Genomic DNA, 13498 nt, shown 5'->3' on the forward strand with positions numbered 1-13498 from the left:
CGGCTTTTTTGTGTCCGATGGCTTCAGTAGTGCGGCGGAGGCGCTTCCTCTTCGCTGACTTCGTACTGACCCATGACATCTTCATAACGCTTGAGCAAAGCGGCCATCTGCAGTTGCAACCGCTCGACCACCCGCTGCTGGTCTACCAGCACATCATTCAGGGCCAACAAGGTGTCGTCCTGAAAGGCCACACGGCTTTCCAGCTCCATTACCCGCGCTTCAAGGCTCATGGCTCATGCCTCCACAAAACGGAAATCATCGCCCAATACTGCGCCGAGGCGCTGACGCACCTCACTCAGTTGATCAGACGAATATTCAATTGCAGGTTTATTCCCCCAGACCGGCGCCGGCCACGCCACATCGTCCCGCCGACGGACAATCACGTGCATATGCAACTGACTGACGACATTTCCCAACGCAGCAACATTCATCTTGTCGGCAGCAAAACAATGCTTGAGTGTTTCACTCAGGAAATTGATTTCCTTCCAGAGTTGCTCGCGCTCATTGTCATCCAGTTGAAATACTTCGCTGATGTCGGCTCGACGCGGAACAAGAATAAACCAGGGATAGTTAGCATCCTTACTAAGTAAAAGACGGCAAAGAGGAAAATCTCCCAGCGCATAAGTGTCTTGTTCAAGGCGTGGGTCCAAAGCAAACACAGGGGCAATCTCCTCATCGATCATCGCGATCCGCCCAGGCGGACAATGAGAGCAGGATACTCCTGATGGCGGTGACGGGCACGAACCGGCCAGCAAAGCACCGAAAAAGCACGAGATACCCGTCCTTCACGGCATAGCGCAGCCCTGGTTTCCGGGGGCCGGTAACAGAGCGCTACTTTTCGCACCAAAATGGCGCCTACCGAACCGTATCAGAGCGCCGCTTATCCCCAAACTACCCACTCAGAGCGCCGCGACGGTAACGTCCTGACTTCGAGGTCGATTTTTCATTTATATCGAAAAACTATCTGACCAAGAGCCAAGGGATCTTTCGGCCCCGGTTTTTCGGACGTTTCGCAGCCCTCACGAGAAAAAAGTGAAAATTTCGTCAAAGCCCGGCTAATCTGAGCACGCTTGTTGCATTCACCCTGAGCATGGTCGGCACGCCGCCTGCATAGGCAAGTGGACTGCGACAAATAACAACAGCTGCACGGGCGACCAAGGAGTTTGGGCATCAAGGACTTAGCGCTTGAAGCGCAGTCCCTGGTTAATCCGAAACAGCGCTGGAGTTGTACGACCCGTCTGACTCGGGAAGTAATTTGCGACACGGATATAACTATTTGCGACACGACCATAAAGTTCCCGCAAGGTTCGTTTCGCAAGTATCGCCAACGTCAGTCAGCGTGATATACATTCCGCCGACTCAAACAAGAAAGAGCCGCCCCAATAAAAAAACCAGGTGGGGCAGCAGTAATCTTCCTAAAAACCAAAGGAGCAAATCACGATGCGCGTGATGAAGTGGAGCATGATCGCCCTGGCCGTAGCCGCCGGGACCTCGCAAATGGCTGTAGCGTCCTCGCAGGACGAGTCCAAGGGTTTCGTTGAAGACAGCAAGCTGAATGTGCTGGCTCGTGGTTTTTACATGAATCGTGACGCACGTGATAGCAGGATCGCGAACACAAAAGCCGGCCTTAACAACTCTTACTTTGAAGAGTCTTCCCTCGGCACGCGGGTATTCCTCAACTCGGGCTTCACTCAAGGCACCATCGGCTTCGGTATCGACGCTCACGCCCTGAGCGTCGTCAAGCTTGATAGCGGCCCGGGCCGTACCCGCGGCGCTGACTCGTTCGCCACCAACAGCGAAGGCCGCCCGGAAGACACCCAGTCCGAACTGGGCGCAGCCGTTAAACTGCGGTTGTCCGACACCGTACTGAAATACGGCAACATGATTACCACCAGCCCGGTGTTCGCCACCGATGACAGCCGCCAGTTGCCAGAAGTCGCTACCGGTACGCTGATCACCAGCAATGAGATCAAGGGGCTTGAGCTGACTGCTGGTCGCTTCACTGGGCTAAACAGCCAGGTTCAAACCGGCCATGACAGCGTGAAACAAAACGGCGCCACCCTGCGCTCTGCCAACATTGTAGGCGCCAGCTACAAGTTCACCGAAAACTTCAGCGGCGCGATTCACGCGTCGGACGTTGAAGACTTCTGGAAGAAACAGTACGTCAACCTGAACCTGGTAATACCGGTGTCGGATGACCAGTCGTTCACGACGGACTTCAACGCCTACCGCAGCAAAGACGATGGCCGGAAACTGGCAGGCGACCTCGACAACAAGGTCTGGAGCTTGTCCGGAGCCTACAGCATCGGCGCTCACACCTTCACCGTGGCCCACCAGCGCTCCAGCGGACCCACAGGCTACAACTACGGCGTCGATGGTGGCGGTACTGTTTTCCTCGCCAACTCCGTGCAAATCTCGGACTTCGTAGGCCCGAACGAACGCTCCTGGCAGGCCCGCTACGACCTGAACATGGCTTCGTACGGTGTTCCCGGTCTGAGCTTCATGACTCGCTACATCACCGGTGACAACATCCAGCTGACTGACGGCACCACCAACGTCGAGGGCAAGGAACACGAGTGGAACTTCGAGACCAAGTACGTGATCCAGGAAGGCCCGGCTAAAGACCTGTCGTTCCGCGTTCGCCACTCGATCAACCGCGCCAACGACGTTGAAAACGGCGCCAACTACGCCGACTTCAACGACACTCGCCTGATCATCGACTACCCGCTGTCAATCCTGTAACACCCCGAGGTTACCCACACCTCTGAAAAAGCCCGGCCTCGCCGGGCTTTTTCCTTTCCGGTGATCCACTTACAGCAGTTTCAGTTTCCTGCGTCCTATACGTCTCGGATTCCCCCCCGTACAATGCGGGGTCATTTCAGTTAAGCAACCGACAACGGCCTATCATGCGCACCAGTCAATATTTGCTCGCCACACAAAAAGAAACCCCTTCCGACGCGGTCGTCATCAGCCACCAGCTCATGCTGCGTGCCGGGATGATCCGCAAGCTCGCCTCCGGCCTGTACACCTGGCTGCCGATGGGCCTGCGAGTCATGCGCAAGGTCGAAGCGGTGGTTCGCGAGGAAATGAATGCCGCTGGCGCCCTGGAAGTGCTGATGCCCGCCATCCAGCCAGCCGAGCTGTGGCAGGAATCCGGTCGCTGGGAGCAGTACGGCCCTGAGCTGCTGCGCCTGAAAGACCGTCACAACCGTGAGTTCTGCGTAGGCCCGACCCACGAAGAAGTCATCACCGATCTGGCCCGCAACGAGCTGAGCAGCTATAAACAGTTGCCGCTGAGCATGTACCAGATCCAGACCAAATTCCGCGACGAAATCCGCCCACGCTTCGGCCTGATGCGCGGCCGCGAATTCATCATGAAGGACGCCTACTCCTTCCATGCCGACCAGGCTTCCCTGCAGGAAACCTACGACCGCATGCACCAGGCGTACTGCAACGTGTTCACCCGTCTGGGCCTGAACTTCCGCCCGGTGCAGGCCGACACCGGCTCGATCGGTGGCAGCTACTCCCACGAGTTCCACGTGCTGGCCGAGTCTGGTGAAGACGATGTGATCTTCAGCGACAGCTCCGACTACGCCGCCAACATCGAGAAAGCCGAGGCTGTCCCACGGGAAACCGTGCGCCCGGCGCCGACCGAAGCGCTGCGCCTGGCCGACACCCCTGACACCAAGACCATCGCCGCACTGGTTGAAGGCTTTGGCGTTCCGATCGAGCGCACCATCAAGACCCTGATCGTCCACGCGGCGGAAGACGGCAAGTTGATTGCGCTGGTCGTCCGTGGCGACCACGAACTCAACGAAATCAAGGCAACCAAACTGCCTCAGGTGGCCGATCCCCTGGTCATGGCCAACGAAGCCGAACTGCGCGACGCCATCGGCGCTGGCGCCGGCTCGCTCGGCCCGCTGAACCTGCCGCTGCCTTGCGTCATCGACCGTTCGGTCGCCCTGATGAGCGACTTCGCCATCGGCGCCAACATCGACGACAAGCACTACTTCGGCGTCAACTGGGAACGCGACCTGCCGGTTCCTGAAGTGGCAGACCTGCGCAATGTGGTCGAAGGCGACCCAAGCCCGGACGGCCAGGGCACCCTGCAGATCAAGCGCGGCATCGAAGTCGGCCATATCTTCCAGCTCGGCACCAAATACAGCGAAGCGCTGAAGTGCCAGGTTCTGGGCGAGAACGGCAAGCCGGTCACCCTGACCATGGGTTGCTATGGCATCGGCGTTTCCCGCGTGGTCGCTGCGGCAATCGAGCAGAACTATGACGACAAAGGCATCATCTGGAGCGATGCCCTGGCGCCGTTCCAGATCGCCCTGGTACCGCTGCGCTATGAGACCGAGGAAGTCCGTGCGGCTACCGACAAGCTCTATGCCGAACTGACCGCCGCCGGTTTCGAAGTGCTGCTGGATGACCGTGACAAGAAGACCAGCCCCGGCATCAAGTTCGCCGACATGGAATTGATCGGCATCCCGCACCGCATCGTCATCAGCGATCGCGGCCTGGCTGAAGGCAACCTGGAATACAAGCATCGCACTGAAAGCGAAGCTCAATCCCTGCCGGTAGCTGAGGTCGTATCGTTCCTGCAAGCCCGCATTCGTCGCTGATAGCCAACGCAAGAGTAGCCATGTTCAGACGAAGTACCTTCACCCTCGGGGGCGCCGCCTTGTGCGGCGCCGTGCTCCTGAGCGGCTGCGCCAACCAGATGTCCCAACGCAGCGAGCACGAGGAACGCATCGAGCGCAAGCTGCTCGAGCACAGCCTGCAGATCGATGTGGGGGAACCCGAGGTACTCGAGTTGCCGCAACGCCGTGTGCGCATCCACGAACAGAAGAACTTCGAAGTGACTGAATTCGAAGTGACCCGACGTTACGATCGCTACACGCCGTACCAACCCTGGCGCGAAATCTACGAGATTCCGCTGGGCGCGGTGGCGGTGGTCGCCGGTGTCGGTGCCAACGTGGTGAACGTCTTTGCCCTCGGCAGCCTGCCCGACAGCATCACCCATGACTGGCTCAGCTACGGTTTTGCCGGGCTTAACCCGTTCATGAACACGCAGTCCAACGGCCGCGCCCAGCAAAACCTGGCCGGTATCGACGAAGTGCAGAAGGAAAAGCGCCAGGAATACACCAGCCTGCCTTGGGGCGAACGCCCGGTGGAGGTCAAGGCCGGCAAGATGGTTCATGAGCTGACCACCGACCGTAACGGTGTCCTGCGCTTGAACCTGCTGGACAGCCCGTTCAGCGAGCAGAACCTCACCCATATCGGCACGCTGCATCTGTCGGTGTCCGATGAAGACAATCCGGTTCGCGCCGATGCCAGCTTGCTGGTCAGCAGTACGCTGCGTAGCAAACTGACGGAAGCCCATGACCTGATCTTCGATGACCTCGAAGATGACGACGTCAACCAGTGGGTACACCGCGTCAAGCGGCTCTCCGAGCTGGGGCTGGAAGAAGAAGCCAGCGAACTGGAGCAGAGCCTGATCGAGCTGACCCGCAACGATCCGGAACTGCAACAGGAGTTTCTGCAAGCGCTGACCAAGAACGCCGGCCGCCTGGTTGCGGATCCTGGGGCACATTGATCAGCTCGCCACCTGCAAAAAAGCACCGCAAGTCGGTTATCTCATTCAGTTAAACCTGTTGAGACCCTTCGCGAGCAAGCTCGCTTCTACACTGTAGGAGCGAGCTTGCTCGCGAAGGGCTGCAAAGCAGCCCCAGTAGGGTTAACTGAATGGCCTTGCCGCAAGTCGGTGCTTTTTTCATTCAGGGCGCCGGAAACAATTCCAACTGCTCGTGCGCACCGCGCAAATCCTGAAGCCGCACACCAATGCCCAGCAACCTGACAGGCCGCCCGCCCCGGGCAAACGCCTGACTGAGCAACTGCTGGTAACTTTCCAGGTCCCGCCCTGCCCCGGCCTGTTCAAGTGTGGTCTGGCTGAAATCATGGAATTTGACCTTCACGAACGGTTTGCCAGGCCGATAGCTGCTATCGATGCGCGCCATCCGGCCGTTCAGCGACTCGAGCAACTCCGGTAATTTCTCCAGGCAACTGGCCAGGTCAGGCAGATCATGGTCGTAGGTGTTTTCCACACTGACAGACTGACGCCGGCTGTCGTTCTGCACCGGCCGTTCATCGAGCCCACGCGCGAGATTATAAAGCCGCTCGCCAAAACCGCCGAACTCCCGCACCAGCGCCAGGCGCTCCCACTGCCGAAGCTCCTCGCAGGTGACGATGCCCAGGCGGTGCAGCTTGTCGGCGGTGACCTTGCCGACGCCATGCAGCTTGTTCACCGGCAGCACGGAAACGAAATCCTCCACCTCTGCCGGAGTAATGACGAATAGCCCGTTGGGCTTGCGCCAGTCGCTGGCGATCTTGGCGAGGAACTTGTTCGGCGCGACCCCCGCCGAGACGGTGATATGCAGGCGCTGCGAAATCTTGCGGCGGATATCCTGGGCGATCAGCGTGCCCGAACCGGAACAGCGCTGGCTTTCGGTGACATCGAGGTAAGCCTCGTCCAGGGACAAGGGCTCGATCAGGTCGGTGTATTCGCGAAAGACGTTATGGATTTCCCGCGATGCTTCTTTATAAGCATCCATCCGCGGCTTGACGATCAACAGGTCGGGGCAAAGGCTCAAGGCGTGTCGCGACGACATCGCCGAGCGCACCCCGAAAGCGCGCGCCTCATAGTTGCAGGTCGCAATGACGCCACGGCGGTCCGCCGATCCGCCCACCGCCAGCGGCCGCCCGGCCAGACGCGGGTCGTCACGCATCTCGATAGCCGCGTAGAAGCAATCGCAGTCGATATGGATGATCTTGCGCTGAAGCATGGACGACCGTTGGTAAGGAAAATTCGTACGCGCAGTATCTCACTCGACCTTGCCCTTCGCATCTAAACCTCCTCACAGCCCCTGAATAGCGCGGTCTGCTCGCTGCAAATGACCGTCAAGTCACTTGCCAGGAATGCTAACCATTTGAAGAAAAAAGGATTTCTTCAAATTATTGATTGACAGGGAATCGTATCCCTGTAGAATCCGCCCCACAGACGCGGGATGGAGCAGTCTGGTAGCTCGTCGGGCTCATAACCCGAAGGTCGTCGGTTCAAATCCGGCTCCCGCAACCAAGTTAAAGAAAAAGGCCACTCGCAAGAGTGGCCTTTTTCTTTGTCTGATTTTTAGGCTCTAGCAGGAATTTCTTGAAAATCAATAATTAAGCATTGACAGTAAACCGCCACACTGTAGAATGCGCCCCACAGACGCGGGATGGAGCAGTCTGGTAGCTCGTCGGGCTCATAACCCGAAGGTCGTCGGTTCAAATCCGGCTCCCGCAACCAAACATAGAAAGGCCACTTGAAAGAGTGGCCTTTTTTGTATGCGCGGAAAAAACTGCCCGCCCTTCTTCCCTGCCCGGCGGCAATGTGAAACTTCTTTAACTATCATGACCCGCACGGATTCGCCTGAACGCTAGTAATATTCAGGCACTATTTTTCCATAGGGATTGGTAACTTGACCGGATACTCCCATCCTGTCGCGCACAATCCCCGAGGTGATTGATGCGCCCAACCGCTGAAGCTGAACCCCACGTGACTGCCGCCCAACCCATCGCACCCCATCGGCTGCGCTGGCTGGAGCTGTTGAGCAAGTATCGCCAGCCCATCGGCCTAGGGGTAACGCTGCTTTTATTTGGCGTTGCGCTGATCGCCTGTCGGCATCTGCTCAGTGAGCTGGATATCTACGCACTGCACGATTCGCTGCTGAGCATTCCCGCACCCGCACTGGGCGGGGCCTTCCTGGCCACCGTCGCGGGCTTCGTGACTTTGCTCGGCTACGAGTGGTCCGCCAGCCGCTTTGCCGGCGTCAAGCTCCCCCCATCAAGCCTGGCCATGGGCGGCTTCTGCGCGTTCGCCATTGGTAATGCCATCGGGCTGTCGCTGTTGTCCGGTGGCTCGGTGCGCTATCGCTTGTACGCTCGTCAGGGTATCGGTGCCGCCGAGGTGGCGCGCATGACCCTGTTCGCCAGCCTGTCGCTGGGTTGTGCATTGCCCCCACTGGCTGCACTGGCAACCCTGAGCGATCTGGCCTCCGCCTCATCGGCCCTGCGCTTGCCGCAAGCCCTGCTGGGCGGTATCGCCATTGCCGTCCTCGTCCTTAGCGCGGCCTTGGCCTACGGCCTGTATCGACGCCGCCTGCCAGAACAGCCCTACACCGACGTCCTGCTGACTCGCATCGGTCGCCGCACCCTGCGCCTGCCCGGCGCCCGCCTGACCCTGCTGCAACTGTTCATCACCGCACTCGACGTCGCCGCGGCCGCTACCGTGCTTTACCTGCTGTTGCCAGAAGCGCCGCCCTTTGGTGCATTCCTGCTGGTGTACCTGCTGGCGCTGGCCGCCGGCGTGCTGAGCCACGTCCCTGGTGGTGTCGGGGTATTCGAAGCGATTCTGCTGGCAGCCTTCGCCAATCAACTGGGTGCCGCGCCCCTTGCCGCCGCCTTGCTCCTGTACCGCCTGATCTACGTGTTGCTGCCAATGCTGGTGGCCTGCGTGGTGCTGCTTGTCAGCGAGGCCCGCCGGTTCATCTTTGCCCAGCAGGCCATCAAGGTCGCCTCGGGGCTGGCTGCTCCGGTGCTCGCGGTGCTGGTGTTCCTGTCTGGCGTCGTGCTGCTGTTTTCCGGTGCCACTCCGGAGATCGACACCCGCCTGGAACACCTCGGCTTCCTGATTCCTCATCGTTTGATCGACGCGTCCCACTTCATCGCCAGCCTGGTCGGCGTGCTCTGCCTGCTGCTCGCTCAAGGTCTGCGCCGGCGCCTGTCTGCGGCCTGGATTCTGACCACCGTTCTGTTGCTGGTGGGCGCCCTGTTGTCCCTGCTCAAAGGCTTCGACTGGGAAGAGGCCAGCCTGCTGACCCTCACCGCCTGCCTGCTGGCGGTGTTCCGTCGCTCGTTCTACCGCCCCAGCCGCTTGCTGGAACTGCCGTTCTCGCCGGTCTATCTGGTTGCCAGTGCCTGCGTGGTCGGCGCTTCGATCTGGCTGTTGCTGTTCGCCTACCAGGATGTGCCTTACAGCAATCAACTCTGGTGGCAATTCACCCTCGATGCGGACGCCCCGCGCGGCCTGCGCTCGGCGCTAGGCAGCGCGGTACTGCTCGTGGTGGTCGCCCTGACCTGGCTGCTGCGCACCGCGCGGCCGGTGATCCATCTGCCCAACGAGGAAGAACTGCAACGTGCCAACCGCATCCTGCTGGCATCGGATCAGCCCGACGGCGGCCTGGCCCTGACCGGCGACAAGGCGCTGCTGTTCCACCCTGACGATGACGCCTTCCTGATGTACGCTCGCCGCGGCCGCAGCCTGGTTGCGCTGTACGATCCGATCGGGCCGGCCCAGCGCCGTGCCGAAATGATCTGGCAGTTCCGCGACCTCTGCGATATTCACCATGCCCGTCCGGTGTTCTATCAGGTCCGCGCCGAGAACCTGCCCTTCTATATGGACATCGGCCTGAGCGCGATCAAGCTGGGTGAGGAAGCCAGGGTCAACCTGCTGCGCTTCGACCTGGACGCCAAGGGCAAGGAAATGAAGGACCTGCGCTACACTTGGAACCGCGGCGGACGGGACGGCCTGAGCCTGGAAATCCATGAGCCCGGTCAGGCACCGCTGGAAGAACTGAAGCTCATTTCCGACGCCTGGCTGACCGGCAAGAACGTGCGCGAAAAAGGTTTCTCCCTCGGTCGCTTCAGCGAAGACTATCTGCAACACTTCCGCATCGCCCTGATCCGCTTCGAAGGCAAGCCGGTGGCATTCGCCAACCTGCTGGAGACACACAGCCGCGAACTGGCCAGCCTCGACCTTATGCGCGCCCATCCCGACGCGCCGAAACTGACCATGGAATTCATGATGGTCGGTCTGATCCAGCACTATAAACAGCATGGATATGCGCGCTTCAGCCTCGGCATGGTGCCCTTGTCGGGCCTGCAGCCACGACGCGGCGCACCACTGACCCAGCGCCTGGGTTCGATGGTGTTCCATCGCGGCGAGCAGCTCTACAACTTCCAGGGCCTGCGCCGCTTCAAAGACAAATTCCAGCCCGACTGGGAACCCCGTTACATGGCCGTCCCCGCCGGACTTGATCCGCTGGTGGCACTGGCCGACACTGCCGCCCTGATCGCGGGCGGTCTTACTGGATTGGTGAAACGCTGATGATTCGACGCTACTGGTTTTACCTGCTCGGTGCCCTGATGGTGGCGCTGCTCGCAGCCGCTGTTGGCTTCTGGTTGTGGACCCGCCCGGCTCCAGAGGCTCATGTAGAACACCTGACCCTTAGCGATGGCAGCAGCCTGGTTCGCGCCACGCCCGGCGCCCAGGCCAAGGCCCGCGTGGTCATCGCTTCGCCGCAAGACCAACTATTGAGCGACAAGCAACTGCTGGACCTGAGCCAGAGTGGCGAAGCCCAACTGGTGCAAGTCACCCTGCCGCCCGCCGACTGCAACCTTCAACAGCAGGCACTGCAACTGGCCCAGCAACAACTCAACGGCGCACCGACCCTGGTCGCCGGTATCGGCCCGGGGGCGAACCTCGCCTGGGACTGGCTGGCCGGACAGAAGGATGACAAGGCCCAGGCCATTTCCGTGGACTTCACCCTGGAACGCGCGGGCTGCAAGCTTCAATCAGCCACGTCCGCACCGCACGGCCACTGGAACGTGGCGTGGAACGACAACCCGGATGATGCCAGTGCCGCCTTCGTGCGCAACCAGGCCAACGCCGAAACCAGCATCAGCGACTACGACATCCATCTCCCGCAGGTGCTCAAGGCACAGTTGACCCAGGCGCTGGTGGGCGAAGACGGCAATGCCATGAGCATTCCCGTTGTTGAAGTCCCGGCGGGCCAAACCACCGACACCGTGACCCTGTTCCTGTCCGGTGACGGCGGCTGGCGTGACCTTGACCGCGATGTCGCCGGCGAGATGGCCAAGCTGGGCTATCCGGTGGTCGGCATCGACACCCTGCGTTACTACTGGCAGCACAAGACGCCTGAGCAAAGCGCTGTCGACCTGTCGGAACTGATGCAGCACTACCGTCAGAAATGGGGCACCAAACGCTTCGTATTGACCGGTTACTCGTTCGGCGCCGATGTCCTGCCGGCGATCTACAACCGCCTGCCGGTCGAGGACCAGAAGCGTATCGACGCCGTCATCCTGCTGGCATTCGCCCGTAGCGGCAGTTTCGAGATCGAAGTTGAAGGCTGGCTCGGCAACGCCGGCAAAGAGGCCCCGACCGGGCCGGAAATGGCGAAGATGCCTGCCGGGAAAGTGCTCTGCGTTTACGGTGTGGAAGAAACCGACGAAAGCGGCTGCACCGACACCACCGCAGTGGGCGAGAAACTCAAGCTGCCGGGCGGCCATCACTTCGATGAAAACTACCCAGCGCTGGCACGCAAGCTGATTGGTGAAATCGAGAGCCGCCAGGGGAAGACCAGCGTGGCGGAGCAGAACTGAGATAAGTGTTGGCGGGGCCGGCTTACGGCCCCGCCTGGATCAAATCTCGACCTGTGTCCCCAATTCGATCACCCGGTTCAGCGGCAAGTTGAAGAATCGCAGGTTACCGTTGGCATTCTTCAGCAGGAACGCGAACAGGTTCCCGCGCCAACGCGCCATGCCTTCCAGGCGCGAGGCGATCACCGTCTCCCGGCTGAGGAAGTAGGTGGTGCGCATCGGACTGAAATCCAGCTCTTCAAGGTGGCACAACCTCAAGGCCGCCGGCACGTCAGGCTCGTCCATGAAGCCGAAGTGCAACAGCACCCTGAAGAACCCGTCACCGTAAGCCTCGACTTCAAAGCGCTCCTGCTCCGGCACCCGCGGCCGATCCTCACTGACCACCGTCAACAACACCACCTGGCTATGCAGCACCTGGTTGTGCAGCAGGTTGTGCAACAGCGCGTGAGGCACGGCATCCGCCCGTGCAGTGAGGAACACTGCGGTGCCCTCGACCCGATGCGGCGGCTGCACGCGAATACTGCTGATGAAGATCGGCAGCGGCAGCCCGCCTTCGTCGATGCGCTCGACAAGAATCTGCTTGCCGCGCTTCCAGGTGCTCATCAACAGCAGCAACACGCTTCCCGCCAATACCGGGAAGGCACCGCCTTGCAGGACCTTGGGCAGGTTGGCGGCGAAAAACAGCCCGTCCACGAACAGGAAGCCCAACAGGATCGGTACCGCCAGCAAAGGTGGCCATTTCCACAGCAGCAGCATCACCGTCGAAACCAGCAGCGTAGTCATCAGCATGGTGCCAGTCACCGCCACGCCATAGGCCGCGGCCAGCGCACCGGAGGATTCGAAACCGATCACCAGCAACACCACGGCAACCATCAGCGTCCAGTTCACCGCGCCGATGTAGATCTGGCCCTGCTCGTCGCTGGAGGTGTGCTGAATCTGCATCCGCGGGATATAGCCGAGCTGGATGGCCTGCCGAGTCAAGGAGAAGGCCCCGGAAATGACCGCCTGGGAGGCGATCACCGTGGCCAGGGTGGACAACGCAATCAACGGCAGCAACGCCCAGCCCGGCGCCAGCAGATAGAACGGGTTACGCGCCGCGTCGGGGTTCTGCAGCAGCAATCCGCCCTGACCGAAGTAATTGAGCACCAGCGCCGGCAGCACCAGGGCAAACCAGGCGCGGGCAATCGGTTTACGGCCGAAGTGGCCCATGTCCGCATACAGCGCCTCGGCGCCCGTCAGCGCCAGCACCACCGCCCCAAGGATCGCTACGCCCATGCCCGGATGGACAATGAAGAAGCGCACGGCCCAGACCGGGTTGAACGCCTTGAGCACTTCCGGGCTTTGCGAAATGCCATGCAGGCCAAGGGCCGCGAGCACCAGAAACCAGGCCACCATGACCGGCCCGAAGAGGATGCCGATCTTCGCCGTACCGTGTTTCTGCACCAGAAACAACGCCACCAGTACGACCAGGGCGATTGGCACCACCCAGTGATCGATGCCGTCGAAGGCCAGCTCCATCCCTTCCACCGCCGACAGTACCGATACCGCCGGCGTGATCATGCTGTCACCGTAGAACAGCGCGGCGCCGATCAGGCCACAGACCACCATCATCGCCCGCAACTTCGGGTACGGCGCCGACGCCCTCGCGGCCAGCGCCGTAAGCGCCATGATGCCGCCCTCGCCCTGGTTGTCGGCGCGCAGGATGAACGTCACGTACTTGATCGAAACCACCCAGATCAGCGACCAGGCGATCAGCGAGAGAATCCCCAACACACCATCATGGTTGACCGGCACCCCGTAACCGCCGGTAAAGACTTCCTTGAGGGTATAGAGCGGGCTGGTACCGATATCGCCGTAGACCACCCCGACAGCAGCTACCAGCAGGCCCAGCGATTTTGTTGCGCCATGCCCCGCCCCGGCTTCACTGTTAGCCTGAACCATCAACCACTCCCGCATGCAAGAACCGCAGACCGGTAAATTTCGCGCCAGACGCTATTATTTT

Annotated in this window: 9 protein-coding genes and 2 tRNA genes; 7 read left to right on the forward strand and 4 right to left on the reverse strand. The window is 60.5% G+C overall.

What is annotated here, in order from left to right; all coding sequences use genetic code 11:
* Positions 1-23: 23 nt before the first annotated feature.
* Positions 24-230: a SlyX family protein gene (locus NTD88_RS16605; RefSeq protein WP_095154015.1), complete on the reverse strand. Its 207-nt coding sequence runs from the start codon at positions 228-230 to the stop codon at positions 24-26.
* Positions 231-233: 3 nt separating this feature from the next.
* The gene (locus NTD88_RS16610) at positions 234-659 is read right to left on the reverse strand and encodes an HIT family protein (protein WP_262155018.1); all 426 of its coding nucleotides are present in this window, start codon (positions 657-659) and stop codon (positions 234-236) included.
* Positions 660-1440: 781 nt separating this feature from the next.
* Between NTD88_RS16610 and NTD88_RS16615 the strand changes: the two genes are divergently transcribed.
* The 3 genes from NTD88_RS16615 to NTD88_RS16625 all read left to right on the forward strand — a co-directional run bounded on the left by NTD88_RS16615 (position 1441) and on the right by NTD88_RS16625 (position 5596).
* Complete coding sequence (locus tag NTD88_RS16615; protein ID WP_262155009.1) at positions 1441-2742, forward strand: OprD family porin; 1302 nt, start codon at positions 1441-1443, stop codon at positions 2740-2742.
* A gap of 164 nt (positions 2743-2906) precedes the next feature.
* The gene (locus tag NTD88_RS16620) at positions 2907-4622 is read left to right on the forward strand and encodes a proline--tRNA ligase (protein ID WP_262155008.1); all 1716 of its coding nucleotides are present in this window, start codon (positions 2907-2909) and stop codon (positions 4620-4622) included.
* Positions 4623-4642: 20 nt separating this feature from the next.
* Positions 4643-5596 carry a hypothetical protein gene (locus NTD88_RS16625; protein WP_262155006.1) on the forward strand — a complete coding sequence of 318 codons (954 nt, stop codon included), beginning with the start codon at positions 4643-4645 and terminating at the stop codon, positions 5594-5596.
* A gap of 181 nt (positions 5597-5777) precedes the next feature.
* On the opposite strand, the gene dinB is transcribed toward NTD88_RS16625, so the two are convergent.
* Positions 5778-6842 carry a DNA polymerase IV gene (gene dinB / locus NTD88_RS16630; RefSeq protein WP_095154019.1) on the reverse strand — a complete coding sequence of 355 codons (1065 nt, stop codon included), beginning with the start codon at positions 6840-6842 and terminating at the stop codon, positions 5778-5780.
* Positions 6843-7058: 216 nt separating this feature from the next.
* Here dinB and NTD88_RS16635 point away from each other — a divergent pair.
* From NTD88_RS16635 to NTD88_RS16650, 4 genes are all read left to right on the forward strand, one after another.
* A tRNA-Met gene (locus NTD88_RS16635) sits at positions 7059-7135 on the forward strand.
* A gap of 133 nt (positions 7136-7268) precedes the next feature.
* Positions 7269-7345, forward strand: a tRNA-Met gene (locus NTD88_RS16640).
* Between the two features lie 219 nt (positions 7346-7564).
* Positions 7565-10204, forward strand: coding sequence for a bifunctional lysylphosphatidylglycerol flippase/synthetase MprF (gene mprF, locus NTD88_RS16645; RefSeq protein ID WP_262153601.1), 2640 nt, complete (start codon positions 7565-7567; stop codon positions 10202-10204).
* A complete protein-coding gene (locus NTD88_RS16650; RefSeq protein WP_095154021.1) occupies positions 10204-11499 on the forward strand; it encodes a virulence factor family protein in 1296 nt (431 codons plus the stop codon). The genes mprF and NTD88_RS16650 overlap by 1 nt, the downstream gene beginning before the upstream one ends.
* A 39-nt stretch (positions 11500-11538) precedes the next feature.
* Here the strand turns inward: NTD88_RS16650 and NTD88_RS16655 are convergent, their stop codons facing one another.
* Positions 11539-13437 carry a potassium transporter Kup gene (locus NTD88_RS16655; protein ID WP_095154022.1) on the reverse strand — a complete coding sequence of 633 codons (1899 nt, stop codon included), beginning with the start codon at positions 13435-13437 and terminating at the stop codon, positions 11539-11541.
* Positions 13438-13498: the final 61 nt, after the last annotated feature.

The organism is Pseudomonas sp. 20P_3.2_Bac5, from assembly GCF_025466035.1.
In the GTDB taxonomy this organism is placed as follows: Bacteria; Pseudomonadota; Gammaproteobacteria; order Pseudomonadales; family Pseudomonadaceae; genus Aquipseudomonas.